The organism is Enterococcus sp. DIV0660C, assembly GCF_017316125.1.
Taxonomy (GTDB): domain Bacteria; phylum Bacillota; class Bacilli; order Lactobacillales; family Enterococcaceae; genus Enterococcus_B.
Genome location: NZ_JAFLWA010000046.1, coordinates 1 through 24,769, shown reverse-complemented (window position 1 = coordinate 24,769; position 24,769 = coordinate 1). Strand labels below are relative to the sequence as shown.

Below are 24,769 nucleotides of genomic sequence, written 5' to 3'. Positions count from 1 at the left end.
GTCGTTCAGTGTCGCTTTTAATTCATATGTGCGTCCTGCTTCAACATCTTGTTCGTTTACGTTCCCTGTCAATTTTGTATCTGTTGTTTTGACTTCGTTCAACGTTGGCTCATTTACTTGCCAGTCTGACCAGTTGGTATTATCAACGATCTTCCATTGATCTACTTGACTGACTTTGTCCTTCTCGCCATCTTCATGTCCGATGACTTTTGCTGTTAGGACATCATTTTCTTTTAATGGCTTATCTAAAGAGATATCTAATTGAGCTCCTGATGTTGAAATAGCTTTAGTTGCTATCTTTTCACCATTCAATGTAAGTTCCATATCATAGCTACGACCATTGAAACGGTTTTGCGATGGGATTTCGACAACAACAGAGGTATCACCTTCTGTCGTTTCACGATCGATTTTAGGTGCATTTACTTGCCAATTCTCCCAAGTATTTTCTGATTCTTGGTTTTCCTTAACAACAGTTTTCACATGTGCACTTTCTTTAGGGATGACCGTTCCGTTACTTCCTTCGATTGGCTCATTTCCAATAATGTAAGCTTCGATTGTTTGTCCTTTAACTAGCTCGTCACCGAAAATCGGTGCACGATATTCATTACTTTCACCGTCATAATCATGACTATACACTTCTTTACCATCAACCAATACTTTCACAGTATAGTAACGATTTTTTTGTAAGTTTTGATTAGGTAGCAATCCACTGATTAATGTTTCTTCGTCATACGCATCATTGATAGTTGGTGCTACAACTTTCCATTGGTCCCAAGGAATAGAATCTTTCCCAACTGTGTAACGTGTCGCACTAGATTCTTTACGATCTTTCACACCATTTCCATTAGGTTGTGTTTCATTTCCAACTACATAGGCTGAAATCGTATCGCCATTTTTTAAACCATATCCAGATAAATCAGCATCCCAATTGCCGGTCGCATCCATTTGGATATTTGATTTGATCGTAGAACTTCCTTTTTTTAAGGTAACGCTATATTCTGTCTCATGTTCATTACTTATATCTTGCTTTCCATTACCAGAAAAATGCTCATCATCTTCAGTTTTCAAAGAAGTAGGTTCTACGGGATCCTCAATCCATGAACCACGTTCAAATGGATTGCCATCTCCCCATAAGCCCCATTGATCTAAAATTGTTTCTGAACCGCCCCAGTTCCATCCTAATCCCCAGTCAGCAGAAGCAGAGTTGACAGAAAAACGATACATTGATTTTCTTTCAACTACTTTTTCAGTATCTGTATGCCATTTACCTAAATCAATTCGTAAATCAACATTTTGATAAGCAGTGATACTTGCAATTGCTTTTTCAGTTTTCAAAACGATTGCTTGTAGATCCTGATCGTAGTATGCAGTTTCTTGGCTAAAAAGATTACCTAAACTTGGTTTCTTTTCCCAAATATCTTCAATATCGCGACGATGTGTACCAATTCCACTGGTTGGATTCGTTTTTACTTCTCCGTGGATATATTGTTTATAATTAGGTGTACTGAAAAACTCAGAAGCAATCTCAGGATCGATTTTAATCACAGTTTTTGTTTGTGTACCGATACCCACTTGTAACATTGATTTTGAGCCAGTAGAGATATTTAACATTCCTCCACCAGTAATCGTCACATTATTGATATAGTTCTTATATCCAGTTCCGACACTAATTCGTGGTGATACTTCAGTTGCATTTTGTTTTGTAGTCAATCCATCTGTAGGACTGGTATTGCTGGTTTCTTGTGCGTTGATCTGAGTTGGCAAGATCAATGCTGAAAATAATAGTCCAGCAATCAATGCTTTTCTTTTTTTATGTTTGAACATTTTCATTTTTTACCTTCTTTCCTTTTGCTAAGACATATTTTATCTTCATTTCTTTTTGATAATTATTTTAATTCATAGAAAATCAACACAAAAAAAAATAATTCATTTTTTAGTACATAGCAGAAATACTGCTAACAAGTGACTAAGTCTAGTCTTTCAGCTAATTAGTTCATCAAAATGTACTAATTCTTGACAATCTATCCATTCAAAACAGCTTTCCTGAAAAAAACGGGTCAAACGTCGATCGACCATTTCAATCGTTGAATAACTTCGAGGTAACGCAATTTTTTTATACAATTCTTCTTGTGTGTTTTTTCTTTTCACTTTCACACAATAAATGGTTATATCTGGTAAAAAATAAGACACTTGCCTTTCGCTTGCTTGTGATTTGACCCATTTGTAATCTTGAAGATCCATGATTGTATCAAACTTATGATTAAAGAGGTATGCCACTTCTTCTTCATCTTTTTTCAATACAATCTCAATTTCATTATTTAAATATGTTGTTACATGCCCATAAGCTGGTCGTGTATCAAATAAAATATATTTATTACATCCGTCAATTTCTGCCACAAAACATTGGAGATCAATGACTTGCACTTGGACTCCCCCCTTTTTTCGAAAGTATACTAGGAAATCATTTCTCGTATTATTTTTTACCTATCTATTTTTTGACAAAAATAGATAAAATGAAGTAAATATCTACCCGCAGTACGCGTGTTTTTTTCGTTCCAACCTCTTTCGTAATTGAAACTGACTAAAGTCATCAACAAAAAAACAAGGAACCTTTTAATAATCAAAAAGTTTCCTTGTTTTATTCAGTATATTCAGTAGGTCATCAAATAACAGGTTGCTTTGGCCAAGCGTCTTGATACGGATGCCCAGTTAATTCTTCTACGACATTTTTTGCTTCTGGTGTAACTGTTTCTTTCAATCCGCCTTCTTCTAAGCGATCGATTTCTTGTTTCAATACTTCGTGTGTTTCACGATTCAATTTGAATGTTAGTGCCATCACTAACGCGCAAGAAATCAATATAACAGGGGCAATAAAGAAAATCAATGCGATTCCCGTTTGAATATGATGTGGTGTATTCGTAAAGTTCGTCATCGTTTTTGAATCAAAGCCAATTTCTGCTAATAAAATCCCAGCAATCCAAGACGCGAATGCACCCGTTGATTTTCTAAAGAATGTCATCACTGCTGCATAGATGCCCGCGCGATCGCCTCGTGTCATCATGCGGTCAACATCTGGAATAAATGGAAAAACATTCCATGGTGTAAATTCTAAAATTGCGCGCGCACATTGATAAAAAACTGAAATGATTACTAAGACCCAAAAAGCATTTTGGATATGGAGTGCCCATGTTAAGAAATAACCAACCATAGTAATGATAATCGTGATGTAGCTAAGTGTAAACAAATAGCGAGGTCCATGTGTCAACATCAATCGTGCAGCCACTAATGTTGCAACGATACCAAAAATAGAAAGTGCTTGGAGTGTCCAAGGTGTATCTTCTTTCACACCATGAATACAACAAATAATAAAAGTTGGTAGCAAAGTAGAATAAAAATCTTTTCCGGTAAATGACAATAAATAAATACCTAGATGTTGGCGAAATGCACGATTCTTAAAGGTTGAAAAATAATCTTTGACTGTTTTTTTCACGAATTCACCTAAAGATAATTTTGGCTGGCTCTCTAACTCTGCTAAAAATTCTGGTGTCAACGGACGTTCCCAAGTAGTTCGGTAAGAAACAAAAATAGCGACAACAAAAATCACCGTCCAAATGATTCCAGTAATAAGATAGGCATTCGGATTTTCCATGTGCTGCAACGCTGCTAACACTAAGAAAACAAGCGCTGTCCCAGTGGCAGAAATAAACATGCGTGAACTAGATAAAATCGTACGGAGGTTGTAATCAGTGGTCATTTCCGTTGGCAAAGTTTCCCATGGGATCAAAATCATAGCAATTGCAAGTTCGATGGCTACATAAATCACTAGATAATAAACCCAGCTGTCTGCTTGAACCCAGAATAATGGAAATAAAACTGTGAACAAAATTCCGCCTAGTAGAATAAAGAAATGACGTCGGCCAAAGTGTTGACCAAATTTTGTTCGATAAAAGCCATCCGTGATTGCACCAAAGAATAAGGAAAACACCGCGTCAATAATTCGACCAATCCCTGTGATTGCTCCAGCAAACGCCGGATTGATTCCTTGGCTCAACACGAAAGCAAAAATGACTCCTGAAACGATATTATTCCAACCGCCGCCCATCAAATCAGTCAATCCATAAGCCACTCCACGACCAATTGTAATCTTTTTAGGTTGGTAAACCCACTGTTTTTTCTTATCCATTTCTCTTCATCCACCTTCCGTCAGCTTTCAAAAAAACCAAAATATTCATGCGCATTGCCAAAACAAATATCTTTGACGATTTGTCCCAAATATTCATTATCATCAGGTAAACGACCTTGATCGACCCACTCACCTAGGAGCTGACATAACACGCGGCGGAAATATTCATGACGTGGATAACTCAAGAAGCTGCGAGAATCAGTCAACATTCCAGTAAAATTAGCCAATAAACTTTGTTGTGCCATAATGGTTAATTGATTGCGCATTCCTTCACAAGTATCGTTAAACCACCACGCACAACCAAGTTGAAGTTTTTGAATGATTTCCCCTTGGAAACTTTGCATAGCAGTTGCTAGTGGTAACCAGTCATTTGGATTCAGCGAGTATAAAATCGTTTTTGGTAACTGGTTTGCTTCTTCAACTTCTGCAAATAATTTTACGATATTTTTTGTCAGTCCACTTTGATCTCCCATCGAGTCACCACCAACATTGATTCCGATTTCTCGTTTCATTTTCGTTGAATCATTTCGAAAGGCGTTCATGTGCATTTGCATCGTCCATTGACGTTGATAGTATTCTCCCATCAAATATTTTTGGATTGCTGTTGTAAATTGAGCAACTTCAGTTCTTGTAAAGTTCGTTTCTCCAGTTAATGCACGTGCTAAAATGACATCTAATTCTTCTTCTGTTGCTGAAGCATATACAAATGTATTTAATCCTTGATCTGCTAAACGTCCGCCCATTTTATGGAAAAAGTCGATTCTTCTTGATAAAGCAGTTGTTAAATCTGAAAATGTGTGAATTGGTATCTGGGCGCTTACACCTAATTTATCTAAGTATTCACGATATTCTTCTGTAGTAATTGCCCAAGTGTTGTCAGGACGAAAAGTTGGCAATACTTTAAAAGAATTATGTTCTTGTGCCAATTTTGCATGATACTTCAAGTCGTCAGCAGGATCATCGGTCGTGCAAATTGCCTTGACTTTCATCATTTTTAATAATTCTTTTGGACGATATGCGTCTGTTTGAATTTTTTCATTTGCTTGTCGCCAAATCTCTGGTGCATTCTTTTGATTAATGATCAAGTCAATCGAAAAATATCGACGTAATTCTAAATGCGACCATTCGTAAATTGGGTTACCGACTGCCTTCTCAATTGTTTTAACAAATGCCAAAAATTTTTCATAATCATCCCCGTCGCCACTAATCAGTTCTTCAGCCACACCATTTGCTCGCAACAAGCGCCATTTATAATGATCGCCTGCTCCTTTGTCATTGAGCCAGACTTGAGTTAAATTTTCATACTGTTGATTTTCAAAAATAGCTTTTGGCTCTAAATGGCAATGATAATCAATAATTGGTTCCTCTTTGGCATATTGATGGAATAACTTGCGTCCTACTTCATTTGTTAATAAAAAATTTTCATCTAAAAACATAGTTAAGCGCTTCCTTCTTTTTATTTTTTATTCAGAGGCTGAACTTGAAACTTGCTCAGCCTCCTTCATTATTACTGTTGAAATGAATCGTTTAGAATTATTTCTGTTGCTCTTTTTCTAAAGCTTCCCAAATGCCATCCAAATACATCGCTCCAAGTGCCCGATCGTATAAGCCATAACCTGGCCGTCCCGTTTCTCCCCAGATCATGCGTCCATGGTCAGGACGGATATAGCCAGTAAACCCGTTATCATACATTGCTTTTAAAATTTGATACATATCTAATGAACCATATTCTGACTTATGTGGTGCTTCATAGAAATCTTTTCCTTGAATAAATTTAATGTTACGAACATGTGCAAACGGAATTCGATCTCGTTGACAAAACTCTGCCATGATTTCATAAACATTATTTGCTGGATCTTCTGCAATGCTGCCTGTACATAACGTAATCCCATTTGCTGGGCTATCTACTACCCGACAAATCCAGTCCAAGTCCTCCCGATTTTTCACGATTCGTGGTAAGCCAAAAATCGAATAAGGTGGATCATCTGGATGAACAGCCATTTTTATTCCAACTTCTTCACAAGTTGGGATAATTGCTTTCAAGAAATAGGCAAAGTTTTCACGCAATTTTGTTTCATCCACCTCTTTATAAGCTCGCAGTAATTCTTTTACTTTGGCCAACCGTTCTGGTTCCCAACCGGGTAATTCAAAATCATTGCTTGAATTTTCCACTTTTTTTATGATTTCCTCAGGATCTTCTGGAATGTCTGCTGCGATATATGCTAATGTTGAAGACCCATCTGGCAAGCGATAATCAAGATCTGATTTTACCCAGTCAAAAACCGGCATGAAATTATAGCAGATTACTTCAATACCGAATTCAGCTAAATTACGAATCGTTTGTTGGTAATTTGCAATATATTTGTCTCTACTTGGTAAACCAATCTTGATATCATCATGAACATTCACACTTTCAATTACCTTTAATGTTAATCCTGCTGCTTCAATTTCTTCTTTCAATGCTTTGATTCGTTCTTTCGGCCATACATCTCCAACGGGGATATCCATAAGCGTTCCCACGATGCCTTTCATCGCTGGAATTTGGCGAATCTCTTCTAATGTAATTTTTTCTTCTTGTGAACCATACCATCTAAACGTCATTTCCATGATTATCTTCCTCCGAAATTTGTTAAGTAGGTACGAATCGTTTTTCTCACTGCTCCAGGACCTACTAACATTTCTGCTACGATTTGTTCGATTTTTTCACCAAGTCCAACTTCATATAAATTTGACCCAAAAATAGTTTCATTGGCTAGAATAGTTGCAACACTGTGATGGATCACTTCCGCAGATTGTTCACCTAAATGAAGACTTCTTAGTTGCTCCTGTAATTCAGGTAATAGTGGGTCAGAGCTTGGTACAAATGTATTTCCTTCATCATCAATTGCTAACAAATAACGCAACCAAGCAGCAATTGCTACTGGAATAAATACAAGTGATTGTGTAGCTGATCTCTCTGCATACTTTTTAATTGTTTCGCCAAACCGAATCGCTACTTTTTGGGAAGTATCACTTGCAATTCGTTGTGGTGTATCTGGAATATTGGGATTAGGCAAACGTTTTTCAATCACCTCATCAATAAATTCTTTGGGATCAATTATTTTTGGATCTTCTACTACTGGTAAGCCTTCTTGATACCCAATGGCTTTGATTAATCCCACAATTTCTTCATCTTCCATCTCAGCTGCAATTGATTGATAACCAAGTAAACAACCAGTGATGGCCATAGCCGTATGAAGTGGATTCAAACAAGTGGTGACTTTCATCACATCTGCTTTATCAACAATCTCTTGACTTGTAAGGATAACGCCCGCCTTTTCTAAAGCAGGACGTCCATTCGGAAAGTGGTCTTCGAGCACTAAATAATGGACAACTTCGGTATTCACAAACGGTGCGATATTCGTATGTTTTTCTGTATGGATCATTTCCATATCAACAAAACCGAGTTTCTCAAGTTCCGTCTGTACAACTTTTGCGGGGTTTGGTGTAATACGATCAATCATGCTCCAAGGAAAAGCTACTTTTTCAGAATCAGTTAAATACTCGATAAATGCTTGAGATACAAAGCCTTTTTCTCGCCATCCTTGTGCAATTGTCAGCACACTATTTTGGAATCGCTTTCCATTTTGTGAAAAATTGTCCGTGGAAATCATGGCAATTGGTAATTTTCCCGCTAAAAATCGTTTGTGTAATAAAGCCGTCACAATACTTATCGTATGTTGCGGAGCTTCAAGGCCATTTTGAATATCCGCTTCTACTACAGGAAAAAAATTCCCAGAAGCATCTTTCAAGTGATACCCTTTTTCGGTAATCGTAAAGGTCGTAAACTGTAGGGCCGGATTTTCAAAATATTGAACGACTTGTGCAAAACTTTCTTTCTCACTAGGATGACAAAAGAAAGCATCTGCTGTCGCAGCTAAAAGCTTCTTATCTAAGGTCCCATCATCATGCATGATAACTTCTACTACATCACTGTGAAACGGTTTGTAAGCCTTATCAATTACTTGTTTATCGAAAGTTTCACAAACAACAATACCAGCAGTTAATTCATTTGCATCAGCTAATCGCTGTGCAATTTCTGCATGAAATCCACGATATAAATTTCCACCACCAAAATGAAGCCACACTGGCGATTTTTTCCCTTTTTTCTTAACTTCATCAACATCATAAGTAGGAATAGCGATGCCAACTTGTTTTAATTCCGTTACTGATTTTTGCCAATCTTTTAAGTCAATCACAGAATCCCTCCTAAAACTGATATATCAGTTAATTTGATACTTGCATTATATTCGCCAATTTTGGCTTTGTCAATACGTCAATTTTATTTTTTTCACCTTACTAATAAAACAAATAGCAAATACTAATATATCAGAATAACTCAAATAAGAGAAAGCACCTCGCAGATAGTGTGCTTTCTCTTATTTATAATCAATCATTCAATTCCCATAAAGGCAAAACTATATTTTCATAGGTCATAGGATCCAAGTTAGTGAGTGTTATCCCTAATAACCGAATGCCTTTCTCGACACCAAGAATTTCTTCCCAAATCAAACTGGCCTGATAATAAAGTGCCTCTTTTTTATAAATGTATTCTGGTAAGGTTATCCGTTTCGTAATTGTTGAATAATCAGTATAGCGAACTTTTAATACGACTGTTTTCCCATGTTTTTGGACTTTTCTCAGTGCTTCTTCTACCTTCTCTGCTAGCTGTCGAAGCTGTGCTAAGACAGCTTCTTCTGTCTGGAGTGGCTGACCATAGGTATGTTCTTTGCCAACTGATTTTCGCTCTCGCGTAACATTTACAGGCGAATCATGAATCCCACGAACCTTTCGATAAAGGGAATACCCCATTTTCCCAAAATTTTGAATCAATTGCATTTCGCTCATCTCATATAAATCTGCACCTGTAAAAACTCCTAGCTCATTCATTTTTGGCACTGTTTTTTTTCCAACTCCATGAAACTTTTCTATTGGTAATTTTTTTAGAAAAGAGACAGCCTCTTGAGGTGTCACCACAGTAATTCCACGTGGTTTTTGAAAATCAGAAGCCAGTTTTGCCAGAAATTTATTATAGCTAACTCCTGCCGAACAAGTTAGATGAACTGCTTCCCAGATATCTGCTTGAATCATTCGAGCAATTTTAATTGCTGATTTACAATTCACTTTGTTTTCTGTCACATCTAGATACGCTTCATCGATACTAACTGGCTCGATGACTTCAGTGTATCTCCGAAAAACTTCACGAACAACTTGAGATACTTCCGAATACTTTTGATGATCACCAGGTTTAAAAATGGCTGTTGGACACAATTCAAATGCTTTTTGTGCGCTCATCGCTGAATGAATCCCATATTGTCTCGCTTCGTAATTTGCCGTTGTCACGACACCTCGACCACCAGTATCACTGGGATGGCGAGCAATCACTAATGGGTGCCCTCTAAATTCTGGATGATCGCGTTCTTCAACCGAGGCGAAAAAAGCATCCATGTCGATATGGATGATCTTCCTTGATGTATCATTATGTAAAGGAAACTGTAGTTCCATTGGTATTCACCTCGATCTTATTCTCATTGTTATTATAGTCGAACTTTTGTTCCCTATCAAGCTATTCTAATTTAACTTTGAGGTTTTAAAAAATGTATGATCATTGATAACCGGGTATGCCATTCGTTTTGCATAATCATAAGATAGTTCGACTTACTCAGCAAAAAATCGTCCGTGTATTTTGTTTCATGTAAAAAAATATCTATTTTTAAAATTGAATTTCTTCTACACGAATCGTTTTCATATGTACACTAAGTCACCATTCAAAAAAGGAGCAAAACATGGTTCTGTTTCGCTCCTTAAGCCTTTGTGTATTGGTTATTGAATTTGCTACTATTCATCTAATTCATGAAATTGTCGATAAACTTCTTGCTTTTTCAGGTGATTTGCCGCAGCTACTTTCTTAATAGCAGCATTTGGCTTCTCACCAGTTGCAATCAAGGCTTCTACTTGTTCTCTCAAAGAGATTTGAATAACTTCCTCTGCTTCAGTCAAACTACCATCATCGCCAGCGACCATCAAGCAACATTCACCTTTGATTTGATTTTCTTTTAGATACATTAATAGTTCGTCTACATCTCCACGTAGATATTCTTCATGGATTTTAGTTAGTTCCCGACATAACACCACTTGACGATTTCCAAGTACCACGCGTATATTTTCAAGTGTAGCACTTACACGATAAGGTGATTCATAAAAAATAAGTGTTGCTGTTTGAGGCTTTAATTGCATCAATATTTCTTTTTGTTCTTTCTTTTTTCTTGGTAAAAACCCATAAAATAAAAACGGTTGTGGTTCGAGACCTGAAGCAATCAAAGCAGTAATGCCTGCTGTAGGGCCGGGTACTGATACGACTGGGATTCCTTCTGCAATACATGCAACAACTAATTCATGACCAGGATCACTAATAGAAGGCATCCCCGCGTCACTCACTTGGGCAATGCTTTGTCCTGTTTTTAATTGTTCAAGTAAGTATGGAATTCTTTCTTTGTAGTTATGTTCATGCAAACTTTTCTGTGGTGTTTCTACCTCAAAATGATTTAATAATTTTTGTGTATTACGTGTATCTTCACTTGCTATCAAGTCTGCTTCTTGTAACAGACGAACACTTCGGTAAGTCATATCTTCAAGGTTACCAATTGGTGTGGGAACAAGATATAAAGTTCCTATACCTGAATGATCCTTAAAACTTTTTTGGTTATACATTTCCTGCCTCCTTAATAAAAAAGAGCGAAGACACAAGTCGACTGACTCACATCTTTGCCCTAACATAGATAAATTTTAAATATTAGCGTCCACTTTCACGATAAATAACTTCCAAGCAAAACGCACACGGCTCATCATTTTCGCGACGTGAACCGTATAAGTCATAACAAACATGAAAACCTTCTTCATAAATTTTTTCTAAATTCATTCGGGATTTCGATAATTCTTGTTTGACACTTTCAGCGGGTGCTTCGGCTACTTGATTCAGCTCACGCAAATGTTCACGCAGACGTTGGTTTTCCATCTCAAGCGTGGTATTTTTTTCGACGATTTCATGAAGTGCATGCTTCATTTCTACTAATTCAGTTAAGGTATTTCGTAATTCTGATTCTAGCTGGTTTAAACCGTCATATAAAGATCGCTTATCCATTCATCTCACCTACTTGAATGAAGTCTTTTAGTTCATCCCATTCATACTCCACTGGATTTTCTCGTCCCGTCAACCGAACTTTTACCATTCGGCTAAGTAGATTTAATCCTACGACTTTCCCTTTACCATCAGGTGTTTCAATCATTTTCCCAAAGTCAGGGAGTTCTTTTTTTGCTGCCTCGTACTCTGCGCTCTCATATTGCAGACAACACATCAAACGTCCACATAAGCCAGAAATTTTTGTTGGATTCAAAGAAAGACCTTGATCTTTCGCCATCTTGATCGAAACCGGTACAAAATCTCCTAAAAATGTCGAACAGCATAATGGTCGACCACAGGGCCCAATTCCACCAATAATTTTTGCTTCATCACGGACACCAATTTGGCGTAACTCGATCCTAGTCCGAAAAATACTTGCTAACTCTTTCACCAAATCCCGAAAGTCAATTCGTCCATCAGCAGTAAAAGAAAAAATCATTTTGCTGCGATCAAAAGTATACTCCACTTTCACGATTTTCATTTCTAGTTCATGTTCACGTGCTTTTTGTTTAGCGATTTTCAGCGCTTCGGTAGCATCTTGTTGATTTTTTTGTTCTTTTGCTAGCTCGGTAGCCGAAGCTTTATGCAAAATTGGTTTGACTTCTTCTGGTAAATCTTGGGAATCAAGTTCTCGTTTGGGAATGGCAACTGTTGCAATATGTAAGGTTTGTTGAGATTCGACTAACACCTTATCATTATAAAAATATTCAGAATCCCCTGGCGCAAAATAATAGATATGCCCAGCATCTCTATAACGGACGCCTACTACTTCTACCATTTCCAACCTCCTTGGTTACTCAGCTATAATTAAAAATCGTTTGTAAAACGAACTGTTCAGCTACTGCTTGAAAACTCACGTTACTACGTAATTTTTGTTCAGCAACTAAAATGCGTTCAATGATTTGATTGGCTTTTTTTGTTTTGCTTGATTCTTCAGTAGCAATTGCTTGCTTTTGTGCTTCTTGGAAATAAAATAACAGAATTGAAAGTGCCATAAACTGTTGATTTTTTTCCTTAAATACTTTAGTCAATTTCTTTTGGACATAGATAAATGCTTGAGGATCTTGCTTTTGTAGATAAGTGAACCACTGATAAATCGAGTCCTTAGCCTCATTAAACCATTCATCTTCTGAGATTTCAACTGCTTTTCGTAAACTGTTGGTTAAGAATGCTAAAAGTTTCGCTTTTTCCAATGGAAGTTGTTCTTCCTGTAATTTGTGAATTAAAACTTCTTTTGAAAGTTCTTGAAAATGTAAAACTTGGCAACGTGATTGAATCGTTGGTAAAATCCGACCAATCGCATCCGTTTCTAAAATTGCTAGAAAATCACCCGGTGGCTCTTCTAAAAATTTAAGTAGACTATTTGCCGCGCTAACGTTCATTTTCTCTGCTTCCTTGATCAAGAAGACTTTCTTTTTTGATTCATAGCCACTTCGACTAAATTCTGTTTGTAAACGACGAATTTGATCGACCTTGATTGTTTGCCCTTCAGGTTCGATCACTAATACATCTGGATGTTCATTATTTTGAATTCGCTGGCAGTTATTGCAAATACCACAAGGCCGGTTATCTACTAAGTGTGTACAAAATAGATGTTGGGCCAACCAAATACCCATTTCATGTTTACCCGTTCCTTTTTCTCCCTCAAAAAGATAAGCATGAGCGAGGCGCCCATGCTCAAAACTTCGTTGAAGTTGTTGATAAACGAAATGTTGCATTTGAGCCAGTTTTACTAACTCTTCTTGTTTCATAGCTCCTCCTAAAAGTGATGGAATCCTTCGACAGGTAAAACAAAGACTGTTGCTCCGCCAACTTCCACCTCTACTGGGTAAGGAACACCACCATCCATAGAAATATCCAACGTAACTGGTGTTGAAACAAATTGTTTACGAGATTCACAAGTCTTTTTGATAATTTCAAGTGCTTCGTCTACTCGTTCATCCTCAATCCCTACAATAAATGTGCTATTGCCGGCTTTTAAAAAGCCACCAGTTGAAGATAATTTTGTTGCGCGAATATTGGCATCAATCAGTTCATTCGATAAACGGTTACTATCTTTATCTTGGATAATAGCTAAAATAATTTTCATACACAGTCACCTTCCTAATTTTCAAAAAATTGTGGATATTTCTCAATAATGGCATAATAACTAGCCTGAAGAACTTCTTCAAAACTTAATCTTGCATCAATTTTATGAATACGTTCTGGGTATTCTTCTGCAAGTTTTAGATACGCATGACGAACTCGTTGATGAAACTCAAGTCCCTCAGAATCTAATCGATCAATTTGATTCTGACGATTTTTTTGGATACGACGCAATCCTGTATCAGAATCAACATCCAGATATAGAGTAAAATCAGGTGTCAATCCTTCAGTCGCGAACTCATTCAAGCGAGCAATTTCGCGCATTCCAATACGTCGTCCAGCTCCTTGATAGGCAAGTGAACTATCCACAAAACGATCACAAAGAACAATGTTTCCTTCTTCTAAAGCTGGCAAAATCTTTTCAATTAGATGTTGTCTTCTAGCCGCTGCATAGAGAAGTGCTTCTGTTCGTTCATCCATTCGTTCGTTTTTAGGATCAAGAATAACTTGGCGAATTTCTTCCGCAATTGGAATGCCACCAGGTTCTCTTGTTTGAATCATTTCTGTTTTTGCGACTTTTTTCAATAGAGGAAATAATTCCTTCAAGATACTTGTTTTTCCAGCACCATCCGGTCCCTCAATTGTAATAAATAGTCCGTTCACATTTTTGCCTCCATCTCTCGTACTACATCTTCATTGTAGCTGAAATTCAAATTATTTCAAAAAATTACAGCTCACGCCGTCCTTCTACTGCTTTTAACAACGTAACTTCATCTGCATACTCGATATCTGAGCCAACAGATAATCCATGTGCTAGTCGAGTAACTTTGATACCAGCAGGTTTGATCAAACGAGATAGATACATCGCAGTTGCTTCACCTTCCGTTGTTGCGTTTGTTGCTATGATGACTTCTTTTACTTCATCGTTATGCAGGCGTTGCAATAAAGAGGAAATATTGATGTCTTCTGGTCCAGTTCCTTCAGTTGGCGATAACACACCATGAAGAACATGATATAAACCATGATACTCGCGCATTTTTTCCATTGCCATCACATCTTTTGGTTCTTCGACTACTAAAATAATACTACGGTCGCGTGACGGATCTTTACAAATTTCGCAAGGGTCTTCTTCAGTAATGTTTCCGCAAATGCTACAAAAGTGCAAATCACGTTTGACACTTAACAACGATTTGGCAAATTCATTGACTACTTCATCTTTCATATCGATTGTAAAAAATGCTAAACGTGTAGCTGTTTTTTGACCAATCCCAGGAAGTTTCATATAGCTGTCGATCAGTTTGGCAATTGGTTCTGGATATTGCATAATCATTACTCCTTCACGAAAAATTAGAATCCAGGCATTCCTTTGGTATATTTACCCATTGTTTTTTCAGTTTCTGTGTCAATTTTCGTTAAGGCATCATTGATAGCCATCACTAACAAGTCTTGCAACATTTCTGGATCCTCTGGGTCTAGGATTTCTGGTTTGATTTCAACGTCTTTCATACGTCGATCCCCAGTGAAAGCAACTTTAACTAATTCATTTGTAGCCACTCCTGTAAATTCTTTTTCGTTCAACGCATCTTGTGCCTGAACCATTTCTTTTTGCATTTTTTGTACTTGTTTCATCATGCCTTGCATATTTCCCATTCCACGCATCATTGTACATCTCTCCTTTGAATTTTAATCATCAATAATTGTTACTGAATCTGTTCCAAAAAGCTCCTCTGCTTTTGTTACCACAGTTTCCGTTGTTTCTGGTTCTTGTGGGATCAGTTCGATTTCTTCTTCATCTGTTTCTGGAACAAAAGAATTCATCTGACCATTGTCTTTACTTTGGATCAAATAATTCTTACGCAATTCTGGCCAGCTTTCTCGTGTGATATACACAGTATCTGGTGCATAATCATGAATCATTCGACTCAAATTATTGTGGATTGCTAATTGTAACTCATCGTCATTTGTCGCTCGTTGACAAACGATTTCGTAGTCAAAAGCAATGACCATACTTTTTGGTCCAGCTGCCACTGGTTCGCTTGCTTTCAACATTGCTCGTTGTGTAACCGACAAGCTCATCAATAAATCATCCCAAACTTCTTTGACCTGATTCAGATCTTGACGCGTTGCTTCTTTTAATACTTGATACACTCGTTCAGTCGGTACACGATAAGAACTCGCTTGTTTTTTATGCACGGCTTGTGGCACAGGTTGACTATTACTGGCTGTACCATGATTCTTTTTGAGTTCTTTTAATTCTTTTTTCAACGTGGAAACTTCTTGCTGAAGCTTCTCGACTGCTTGGCTTTCGGCTGGTTCTCCCTGAGACAATGGGCTCAGGCTTGTTGCTGGTTGTTTTTGCGCTAACTTAACAGTTGCGACTTCCAAATAAATCGTAGCGCTATTGGTAAAACGAATTTCATTTTGTGTTTCACTTAATATTTTGATCATTTGGAAAAGCTGTTCTGCTTTTATTTCTTGTGAAAGACTAACAAAAGTTGTAGTTAACTGACTTGTTTTCTCTGTCACTAATTGAGGTGCTTGCTGATACATCAACAAATCACGACAATATTGCAATAGATCCTCTAAAAAGCGACGGGCTTCTTTCCCTGCAGCTAACATCTGTTCCAAAGCATTCAATGCTTGCGCAACATTCTGTTCGACACAAGCACTTAAATAATCATCCATCATTTCATATGTTAAGCTACCAGTCACCTGCATTGCATCGTTTAGCGTAATCGTCCCTTCACTAAAGGAAATTGCTTGGTCTAAAATGCTTAAGGCATCACGCATTCCACCTTCAGCTGAGCGTGCGATGACGCCTAATGCTTGCTCTTCATAAGAAATATTTGATTCATTTAAAATAAATTCCAAATGCTCAATAATATCAGATGCATTGATTCGCTTAAAATCAAATCGTTGTGTACGAGAAATAATCGTTGCAGGGATTTTATATGGTTCTGTCGTTGCCAAAATAAAAATGACACTTTCTTTTGGCTCTTCCAGTGTTTTTAATAACGCATTAAAAGCCCCTGTCGAAAGCATATGGACTTCATCAATAATATAAACTTTATAAGTTGCCTTCGTAGGTGCGTAGTTGGCGCGATCTCGAATAAAACGGATTTCTTCCACACCATTATTACTTGCAGCATCGATTTCAATTACATCTTCTTGTGTTCCAGCTGTAATTGATCGACACATCTCACATTCATTACAAGGTTCACCATCTCGACTGTTCGGGCAATTGATTGCTTTGGCAAAAATTTTTGCTGCACTCGTCTTACCAGTTCCACGAGGTCCAGTAAATAAATACGCATGAGATGTTTTATGGGAAACGATAGCATTTTTCAATGTCTGTGTAACAGCTTTTTGGCCTACAATGTCATCGAAGCGTTGTGAACGCCAGACACGGTAAAGTGCTTGGTATGCCATATAGATCCCCCTCTTAAAAAAATTCACTATTATTTATTATACGTGATTTTATTAAAAAAAACTACTCTACTCATCGGCTTTTTCCAAGAGAAAACGTTCATTCCCATAAAAGTTCTTTAAGACTTTTGGCTGACAGCATTTTCATTTCCCTATGGTATAATAAAGAAAATAATTTAAGCTGTTTCTTTAGCTATTTATCTAAGGAGGAATTTTTTATGGGATTAATTAAAGCTGCAACAAGTTCGGTTGGTGGTGGATTAGCTGATCAATGGCTTGAAGTCATCGAACCAGATAATATGAGTGACACAACTGTTATGACAAAAGGTGTCAAAGTTCGTAAAGATGACAAACGTGGGTCAAATCGGAAAGGAACAGAAGATGTTCTAACCGATGGAACAGTTGTTCATGTCTATCCAAATATGATGATGCTCCTTGTTGACGGTGGAAAAATTATTGATTACACAGCTGAAGAAGGCTACTACACTATCAAAAATGATGCTGCACCTTCTATGTTTAATGGCTCATTAAAAGATGCAATTAGTGAAACATTCAGTCGCTTTAAATTTGGTGGCGTCACACCACAAAAACAACAAGTCTTCTATATTAATTTACAAGAGCTAAAAGGAATCAAATTTGGAACAACTTCACCATTAAACTATTTTGATAATTTTTATAATGCCGAATTATTTTTACGTGCGCATGGTGCTTACTCTATCCACATCACGGATCCAATTTTATTTTACACAAATGCCATTCCAAAAAATAAAACGCAAGTAGAAATTGCCGATATCAATGAACAGTATCTAGCAGAGTTTTTAACTGCTTTACAATCGGCGATCAACCAAATGTCAGCAGATGGTCAACGAATTTCTTACGTACCATCAAAAAGTTTGGAATTAAGTAAATACATGGCTTCTGCTTTAGATGATTCATGGCGTGAACTACGTGGAATGGAAATCGTTTCTGTAGCAGTCGCAAGTATTTCTTATACCGATGATTCTGTCAAACTAATCAACATGCGAAATGAAGGTGCTATGCTTGGGGACCCAAGTGTTCGCGAGGGCTATGTTCAAGGTTCGATTGCTCGTGGGATGGAAGCTGCTGGGAAAAATGAAGGCGGCGCAATGACTGGTTTTATGGGTGTTGGTATGGGAATGAATGCTAACAGTGCCTACCTTGCTCAAGCTGCACAAAATAATCAAGAACAAATGAAGCAACAGCAAGCAGAAAAACAAAACCAGCAAGCTGCAACAGGAAATGCTGATACTTGGACTTGCCCCGTTTGCGGCACGGAAAATACTGGGAAGTTCTGTTCTAACTGTGGCACAGCTAAGCCTGCCCCTGCTGCACAACCAAAGCTAGAGATGAAATGCAGTGAATGTGGTGAAATTGTTGATCTTTCCAATGGTATTCCAAAATTCTGTCCTCATTGTGGCAAGCCATTTAAAGGAGTACCTTTGGACTAAAGGAAAGGGTGTAGCCAATGGATGTCATTACACATAAATGTCCAAACTGCGGCGGTCCTTTAACTTTTGATCCTAAAGACCAAAAATTTCATTGTGACTACTGCCTGAGCATATTTACAGAAGAAGAAGTGAGCCTTTACGAACAACAGCAAAAAGAAGCTCGCGATATTGGTTCAGCATCTGATACAGCTAATGAACCAAAAAATACAACTGGTGACTTTACCTTCACGGCACAAGAACAACTAGATAAAATGGATGACACTGAACGTCAAGCTTACGATGAAGCTGTTGGTACTACCGAGGCAATTGATCAAGAAGCAAAAGAAAAAGCTCCCGCTATGGAACTATTTCTTTGTCCAAGCTGCGGGGCTGAAATCGTGACTGATGCAACAACAGCCGCGACGTATTGCTACTATTGCCATAATCCAGTTGTTTTGTCAGGACGCTTGAGTGGTGAGTTTTTACCAAATAAAGTTCTTCCTTTTGCAATCGAAAAAGAGGAAGCAACTAAACAATTTTTAGCTTGGACAAAGAAAAAATGGTTTATTCCTAAAGCATTCTTTAATTCTGAACAAATCGACAAACTAACTGGTGTTTATTTTCCTTACTGGTCAACGGATGCCGAATTAGAAGGAGATTTTCAAGCAAATGGAACTGTCTTACGAGTCTGGCGCGTCGGCGATATTGAGTATACCGAGACAAAACAATTTGCTGTCCACCGTGAAGGAAAACTTTCTTTTAAAGAATTAGTCAAGAATGCTTTATCTAAAAATACTCAACAAAAAATGGTCGAAGGTGTCCAACCTTTCCCACTGAATAAAGCAATCGACTTTAAAAACCAATATCTCGCTGGCTTTCAAGCAGAAAAACGCGATATCGAATATCAAGCGATTCGCTCAGAAGTTGAAGCAGAGTTAAAAGAGTACTCCGAAAAACTTTTACGCGAAACAGCCGCTGGTTACACAACTTTAACTGGCATTCGTAGTTCTGTTGCGATCAACGATCAGAAAAATAATTATTTATTACTTCCGGTCTGGTTGGTAACCTATCGTAGTCGTGATTCAAAAAAAGTTTACTATTATGCAATGAATGGTCAAACTGGGAAAGTTAGTGGTGTCCTACCTGTCAGCAAAAAGAAATTGGGTCTTACATCACTTGGTATCTTTACTATTACTGCTATTTTGTTGATGATTGTGGGGTATTTGATATGAAAAAACAACTTTCAATTTTCTTTTTCGTTTTAATTGGCTGTTTTTTCCCGCTCATTGCGCACGCTGAAACCCCAACGGTCAATGATGAAGCTGGCTTGTTTACAGCAGAACAAATTCAATCATTAGAAAATCAAGCGAAGCCAATCAACGAAAAAATCAAAGGTGAAGTCTTAATCGTCACAACAACAAATAACTCTGATGAGCCACGAGACTTTACAGATGATTACTTGAGAGAGGCGGTTGGGAATAATGAAAATGGTTCTGCCCTATTGTTAGACATGGGACAAAGAGAAATTTACATTTCGACCTCAGGTAACATGATTGATTATTTAGATGATAATCGGATTGAATCAACGCTTGATGAAGTTTATAATGGCATGTCCAATCAAAATTACTATCAAGCTGCGACTGCTTATCTCACTAAAGTTGCCGATTATGTCGAAGCAGGTGTTCCAGGTGGCCACTATCGAGTAGATGAAGAAACCGGAAAAATCACTCGTTACAAAGTCTTGACTCCTGTCGAGATTACACTTGCTCTTATTGTTGCTTTGGTATTAAGCCTTGTCTTTTACTTTGTAACAGTTTCTAAATATCAATTAAAATTTGGTTCCTACAAATATCCTTATCGTGAAAATTCAAGCATCAAATTAACGGATAAAACTGATCGCTTAACAAATTCTTTTGTCACTACTAGACGAATCCCTAAAAGCCCACCACCTGGAAGTGGCGGTGGTGGCGGAAGCACAACCCATTCAAGTGGTGGTGGTACTTTTGGCGGTGGTGGAAGAAGCTTTTGATTTATTATCCGCCAAAGAAAAACTCCTCAAAATCGAATCGATCTTGAGGAGTTTTTTTAGTTGAAGTTAGCCGTACTCACACATTGTGCAGCCAACTGATTCTTCCAAATAACTAATGCAGCTTTCGTAGTATGAATCGTCTCAGACGCAAGCAAAACTTCGTAACCTTTTAACTGTTCGAGAAAAACGTGTCTCACTGTCGCCTGTTTTTCCAACAAGCTACCATTAATCCCCAAACAAAATCCTGAGGTTAACTTCATTTTGTCTGCTAGTTGGATAACCTGAGTGGCTAATAATTCACCCGTTTGTTTTAGTAATTCTGACACACGAATATCATCTTGTTCGTAGCTTGAACAAAATGCTGCTACGCTAGCAATTTCGCCCTTCTTTTTTTGATAAATTATTTTTACCAAACTCATCACATCCTCCGCACCAAAAAAAGCCAATAAATCGTTAGCAAAAGGTGACAATGTTTTTCCTTCATCAAACTCTGCTAGAACTAATTTAATCGCAGCAATTGCTAAGTGATAAGCAGAACCTTCGTCCCCCAATAATTGTCCCCAGCCACCTACACGATACCATTGGTTTTCTTTCAGTCCAAAAAAAGCTGAACCTGTCCCCGCAATTGCTAAAATACCTGGTTGAAAGCCCACCTTAGCTAAATAACTGAACTGTGCATCATTATATAAATAAACAGGATAATCAAAGTAAGTTAACTCTTTCTGAAATTTTTCTCGTAACCCACCACCATCAATACCGGCAATGCCTAACGCAATCAATTGACAATCTACTCTTCCCAATCTGATTAGCAATTCATTCATTGCTCGAAAAATATTCTTTTTTGCTTGCTCATAAGAAACAAGTAGGTTTCCAAAACCCTCGATTGTCTCTCCCAAAACATTTCCTTCTAAATCATAAGCAATCGCATGCGTTTTTGTACCTCCACAATCAATCCCAATGACGTACTTCATCGTTTCTCCTACTCTACTTTTTGTGACTTTCTTCTTGCCTCTCTTTGTTCAGCAATAAATGCTTTATACCAATAAAAACTATCTTTTTTATAACGATCATAGGAGCCATTTCCCTGATTATCTGCTTCAACGAAAATAACGCCGTAACGTTTTTCCATTTCGCAGCTCCCCGCTGAGACAATGTCAATGATTCCCCAAGCAAAGTATGCTAGAACATTTACTCCTAGTTGTTCTGCCTCTAAAATTTGTTGAAAATGCTGCTTAAAATACTCGATACGATACGCATCATGGATACCATCAGCTTCTTTCACATCTCTTGCACCCAATCCATTTTCAGCTATCATTACAGGTTTTTGATACCGATCGTAAACTTTTAGCAGGGTGGTCTTCAATCCAATTGGATCAATTTGCCAGCCCCATTCACTTGCTTTTAAATAAGGATTTTTTGTCGTCGCTACCAAATTTCCAGCCGTTTGCTGTTGACTTTCCTCTACTGAACTAATACTCGAAGAATAGTAAGAGAAAGAGACAAAATCACAAGTATTTTCTTTTAAAAGCTGGCGATCTGCTTCACTGATTTCAAAATCGACGTCGTGCTCTAAGAAAAATTTATTCATATAATAAGGATATTCTCCTCTAGCTAAGACATCCATACAAAACCATTGATTGATTTGTTCATCTAAAACTAATTGTAAATTATCCTCAGGTTTTGGTGTTAATGGATAGTAGCAAAAACAAGAAATCATTGCACCAAATTGACCTTTGACTTTCATTTTTTTCCCTAGAGCAATAGCTTGTGCACTAGCAATAAACTGATGATGCAAACTTAAAAAGATATCATTGTACGCATATGCATCCTTTTCTGGTTTTAATAATCCTGTACCATTATAAGGACTGAAATACCCTGCATTGATTTCATTGAAGGGTAAATAATAATCAATCAACTCACCCCAGTGATTAAAAATAACTGTGACTAATTTCAAATAATGGTCAATTGTCTTACGGTTTTTCCATCCACCTTGTTCTGTTACTAAATGAAGTGGCAATGCATAGTGATTGATTGTCAAAAAAATTTTTATTTTTTTGTTGATTAACTCTTTAAAAATAGCATCGTAATACTTTATTCCGTCCTCATTAGGAATTTCTTCATCTCCGTTTGGGAATAGGCGTGACCAACTAATTGATAATCGGTAAACATCCAGGCCTAACTCATTGAGTAACGCTAAGTCTTCAGTTGTCCGGACCTCTCCGTTGGATCCTTTTCTGAACGGATAAAAAATTTGATTCTCCTCCACTGCTTGTTCAACAGTCTTCTTGGTTAATAATCGAGTAGCTACTGTCGCATTCGATGTTTTTTCTAAATAAGGTCGACAGTCTTGAGTATCTATCCCTCGTTTTTTGTAACCGCCTTCATATTGACTAGCAGCAGTAGCTCCGCCCCATAAAATTTTTGTCATTTTCCTCCTCCTTTGTATTCGCTTTTATCATACCATCTAAGAAATGCGTTTTCAAACATATAAAAAAATAAAGAAATTTCAATTCCAATAAGAAACAAAATTACAAAAAAATAAAAAATATATTGATTTTTAATTTCTTAACTGTATACTAAAAAAGAAGAGATCCGTAACTGCTCTTTTTTGTTACTATATTTTGTAAGCGTTTAATTTTTTTGTTGAGAGGAGGTATTTTTATGCAAAAAGAAACGAATGGACCATTGCACATTCACTTTGGTGTGAAAACAGCTGGATTGCTTTTGCTTGCTTGTATTTTTGGTGGTATTTTTATTCCTTATTTATTTTACTTGGCAAACTGGAGTATCAATCTTGGTGTTATGCTTTTTTTACCCATTAGTTTAGCGACAGTTTTAGCGATGAATCCATATTTCATCCAAACAAAACGAGGATTTTGTAAGGGCTTTTTTATCACTTTTGGTATCTCATTAATTATTTTAGAAATTTTAGCATACATTTGGATCTATCAAGGAATTATTTTTTAATTGACTTTACTTAAAGGAGTGTAAACTATGTTAACAGCTTTCACTAATTTTATTGAGTTACATCTAGCTGGACCAATGGCAAAAATTGCTAATCAACGACACTTACGAGCAATTCGTGACGGGATTATTGCAACGTTACCTTTGATTATTGTTGGTTCTTTCTTTTTGATCATCGCCTTCCCACCCCTACCACAATCATGGGGCATTTATCAGTTTTTATCTTCTAATGCCGCAACAATTTTATTACCTTATCGTATGACCATGTACATCATGTCACTTTATGCAACATTTGGAATTGGTGCTAGCCTTTCAAAAACTTACAACTTAGATGTTGTTTCTGGCGGAATTCTGTCAACCATCGCTTTTCTATTAACTTTTGTACCTGTAAATATTCCTTTAGAGGCTGCAGAAGCTGCTGGAACTTCTGGTTTTGTTTTGCCAATGGCAAATCTTGGCGGTGGTGGTATGTTTGTCGGTATCATCACGTCGATTTTTGCTGTTGAGGTCTATCGTTTAACAGACAAATCCAAATTCAAAATCACTATGCCAGATCAAGTGCCACCTGCAGTAGCTCGTTCCTTTGAATCATTAACGCCAACATTAATCGTTATCCTAGTGATTTCTACTATCAGTTATTACATTGGCTTTGATTGGCATTCAGCTGTTTCGAAAATCGTTAGTCCTTTGATCAGTGCGACCGATACACTTCCAAGTGTACTTCTATTGATCTTTATGATCACTTTCTTCTGGGCTTTCGGGATTCATGGTGTTTCAATTATTGGCTCACTAGCACGTCCTTTATGGTTACAAATCTTAGAAGCTAACACTACGGCAGCAGCTGCTGGTGAAACTTTACCAAATATCGCGGCTGAACCTTTTTACCAATGGTTTATCTGGATTGGTGGATCTGGTTGTACAATTGGACTTGCTATCTTACTCGCCTTTACTGCCAAATCTAAGTATGCTTCAAAACTAGGAAAAGCAATTATTACACCGTCTATTTTCAACATCAATGAACCAGTTATTTTTGGTGTGCCAATCGTGTTGAATCCAACGTTAATTATTCCATTCATTTTAACTCCGATGGCTTGTGCCACTATTGCTTGGTTCGCAACTAGATTAGGATTTGTAAGTGCAGTTACAATCACTGCTCCTTGGACTTTACCTGGTCCAATTGGAGCCTATCTTGCAACTGGTGGCGACTGGCGTGCAGCAGTTTTAAATTGCCTATTGATTGTTTTATCAGTCGTAATGTACTATCCATTTGTGAAAATTTATGACAAAAATGAACTGGCAAAAGAACATGCTCTAGAACAAGAAAAAAGTGAAGCTGAAGAATTAGTTTCAACAACCGTTGTTGAAAGCAAATAATAAGTCAAATAATTACGTTAGCAACAATAAAAAGGGGAAGA

22 protein-coding genes and 1 pseudogene are annotated in these 24,769 nt (G+C 37.3%); 5 read left to right on the top strand and 18 right to left on the bottom strand.

The genetic code is table 11. From position 1 onward, the window contains the following. The 16 genes and pseudogenes from DOK81_RS11540 to dnaX all read right to left on the bottom strand — a co-directional run. A pseudogene (locus DOK81_RS11540) lies at positions 1-1,830 on the bottom strand (hypothetical protein); the annotation flags it as partial. A 150-nt stretch (positions 1,831-1,980) separates the two neighbouring features. Then, positions 1,981-2,424 (bottom strand): hypothetical protein, encoded by a 444-nt coding sequence (locus DOK81_RS11535; RefSeq protein WP_206911028.1) that lies wholly within the window; start codon positions 2,422-2,424, stop codon positions 1,981-1,983. Positions 2,425-2,662: 238 nt separating this feature from the next. Beyond that, positions 2,663-4,183, bottom strand: coding sequence for an MFS transporter (locus DOK81_RS11530; RefSeq protein ID WP_206911026.1), 1,521 nt, complete (start codon positions 4,181-4,183; stop codon positions 2,663-2,665). A 20-nt stretch (positions 4,184-4,203) separates the two neighbouring features. Beyond that, positions 4,204-5,619, bottom strand: coding sequence for a glucuronate isomerase (gene uxaC / locus DOK81_RS11525; protein ID WP_206911024.1), 1,416 nt, complete (start codon positions 5,617-5,619; stop codon positions 4,204-4,206). Positions 5,620-5,716: 97 nt separating this feature from the next. Continuing rightward, positions 5,717-6,790 carry a mannonate dehydratase gene (gene uxuA / locus DOK81_RS11520; protein WP_206911022.1) on the bottom strand — a complete coding sequence of 358 codons (1,074 nt, stop codon included), beginning with the start codon at positions 6,788-6,790 and terminating at the stop codon, positions 5,717-5,719. Positions 6,791-6,792: 2 nt separating this feature from the next. Next, on the bottom strand, positions 6,793-8,421 hold the full coding sequence (locus DOK81_RS11515; protein ID WP_206911020.1) for a mannitol dehydrogenase family protein: 1,629 nt from the start codon (positions 8,419-8,421) through the stop codon (positions 6,793-6,795). A 190-nt stretch (positions 8,422-8,611) separates the two neighbouring features. Then, positions 8,612-9,727, bottom strand: coding sequence for a DNA polymerase IV (dinB, locus tag DOK81_RS11510; protein WP_206911019.1), 1,116 nt, complete (start codon positions 9,725-9,727; stop codon positions 8,612-8,614). A gap of 333 nt (positions 9,728-10,060) precedes the next feature. Next, positions 10,061-10,933 carry a 16S rRNA (cytidine(1402)-2'-O)-methyltransferase gene (gene rsmI / locus DOK81_RS11505; RefSeq protein WP_206911017.1) on the bottom strand — a complete coding sequence of 291 codons (873 nt, stop codon included), beginning with the start codon at positions 10,931-10,933 and terminating at the stop codon, positions 10,061-10,063. An 82-nt stretch (positions 10,934-11,015) separates the two neighbouring features. Continuing rightward, positions 11,016-11,363 carry a DNA replication initiation control protein YabA gene (locus DOK81_RS11500; RefSeq protein ID WP_067480400.1) on the bottom strand — a complete coding sequence of 116 codons (348 nt, stop codon included), beginning with the start codon at positions 11,361-11,363 and terminating at the stop codon, positions 11,016-11,018. Further along, the gene (locus DOK81_RS11495) at positions 11,356-12,180 is read right to left on the bottom strand and encodes a stage 0 sporulation family protein (RefSeq protein ID WP_206911015.1); all 825 of its coding nucleotides are present in this window, start codon (positions 12,178-12,180) and stop codon (positions 11,356-11,358) included. Before DOK81_RS11495 ends, DOK81_RS11500 begins: the two co-directional genes overlap by 8 nt. Before the next feature lie 19 nt (positions 12,181-12,199). Next, the gene (gene holB / locus DOK81_RS11490) at positions 12,200-13,153 is read right to left on the bottom strand and encodes a DNA polymerase III subunit delta' (protein ID WP_206911013.1); all 954 of its coding nucleotides are present in this window, start codon (positions 13,151-13,153) and stop codon (positions 12,200-12,202) included. Between the two features lie 8 nt (positions 13,154-13,161). Continuing rightward, complete coding sequence (locus DOK81_RS11485) at positions 13,162-13,491, bottom strand: cyclic-di-AMP receptor (protein WP_067480388.1); 330 nt, start codon at positions 13,489-13,491, stop codon at positions 13,162-13,164. A gap of 14 nt (positions 13,492-13,505) precedes the next feature. Further along, complete coding sequence (gene tmk / locus DOK81_RS11480) at positions 13,506-14,150, bottom strand: dTMP kinase (RefSeq protein ID WP_206911011.1); 645 nt, start codon at positions 14,148-14,150, stop codon at positions 13,506-13,508. 64 nt (positions 14,151-14,214) lie between these two features. Continuing rightward, the gene (recR, locus tag DOK81_RS11475; protein WP_067480382.1) at positions 14,215-14,811 is read right to left on the bottom strand and encodes a recombination mediator RecR; all 597 of its coding nucleotides are present in this window, start codon (positions 14,809-14,811) and stop codon (positions 14,215-14,217) included. 23 nt (positions 14,812-14,834) lie between these two features. After that, positions 14,835-15,149 carry a YbaB/EbfC family nucleoid-associated protein gene (locus DOK81_RS11470; protein ID WP_206911009.1) on the bottom strand — a complete coding sequence of 105 codons (315 nt, stop codon included), beginning with the start codon at positions 15,147-15,149 and terminating at the stop codon, positions 14,835-14,837. Between the two features lie 21 nt (positions 15,150-15,170). Continuing rightward, the gene (dnaX, locus tag DOK81_RS11465) at positions 15,171-16,916 is read right to left on the bottom strand and encodes a DNA polymerase III subunit gamma/tau (protein WP_206911007.1); all 1,746 of its coding nucleotides are present in this window, start codon (positions 16,914-16,916) and stop codon (positions 15,171-15,173) included. 215 nt (positions 16,917-17,131) lie between these two features. Here dnaX and DOK81_RS11460 point away from each other — a divergent pair, with 215 nt between their 5' ends. The 3 genes from DOK81_RS11460 to DOK81_RS11450 are packed head-to-tail and all read left to right on the top strand — an operon-like array spanning position 17,132 to position 20,390. After that, positions 17,132-18,382, top strand: coding sequence for an SPFH domain-containing protein (locus DOK81_RS11460; RefSeq protein WP_206911005.1), 1,251 nt, complete (start codon positions 17,132-17,134; stop codon positions 18,380-18,382). A gap of 17 nt (positions 18,383-18,399) precedes the next feature. Beyond that, on the top strand, positions 18,400-19,593 hold the full coding sequence (locus DOK81_RS11455; RefSeq protein WP_206911003.1) for a TFIIB-type zinc ribbon-containing protein: 1,194 nt from the start codon (positions 18,400-18,402) through the stop codon (positions 19,591-19,593). Beyond that, complete coding sequence (locus DOK81_RS11450; protein ID WP_206911001.1) at positions 19,590-20,390, top strand: TPM domain-containing protein; 801 nt, start codon at positions 19,590-19,592, stop codon at positions 20,388-20,390. The genes DOK81_RS11455 and DOK81_RS11450 overlap by 4 nt, the downstream gene beginning before the upstream one ends. Positions 20,391-20,446: 56 nt before the next feature. Here the strand turns inward: DOK81_RS11450 and DOK81_RS11445 are convergent, their stop codons facing one another. Beyond that, on the bottom strand, positions 20,447-21,361 hold the full coding sequence (locus DOK81_RS11445) for a BadF/BadG/BcrA/BcrD ATPase family protein (protein WP_206910998.1): 915 nt from the start codon (positions 21,359-21,361) through the stop codon (positions 20,447-20,449). A gap of 8 nt (positions 21,362-21,369) precedes the next feature. After that, a complete protein-coding gene (locus DOK81_RS11440; RefSeq protein ID WP_206910995.1) occupies positions 21,370-22,818 on the bottom strand; it encodes a glycoside hydrolase family 1 protein in 1,449 nt (482 codons plus the stop codon). A gap of 233 nt (positions 22,819-23,051) precedes the next feature. On the opposite strand from DOK81_RS11440, the gene DOK81_RS11435 reads away from it, so the two are divergent. Both DOK81_RS11435 and DOK81_RS11430 read left to right on the top strand, forming a co-directional pair. After that, on the top strand, positions 23,052-23,357 hold the full coding sequence (locus tag DOK81_RS11435; protein WP_206910992.1) for a hypothetical protein: 306 nt from the start codon (positions 23,052-23,054) through the stop codon (positions 23,355-23,357). A 27-nt stretch (positions 23,358-23,384) separates the two neighbouring features. After that, complete coding sequence (locus DOK81_RS11430; protein ID WP_206910989.1) at positions 23,385-24,728, top strand: PTS sugar transporter subunit IIC; 1,344 nt, start codon at positions 23,385-23,387, stop codon at positions 24,726-24,728. Positions 24,729-24,769: the final 41 nt, after the last annotated feature.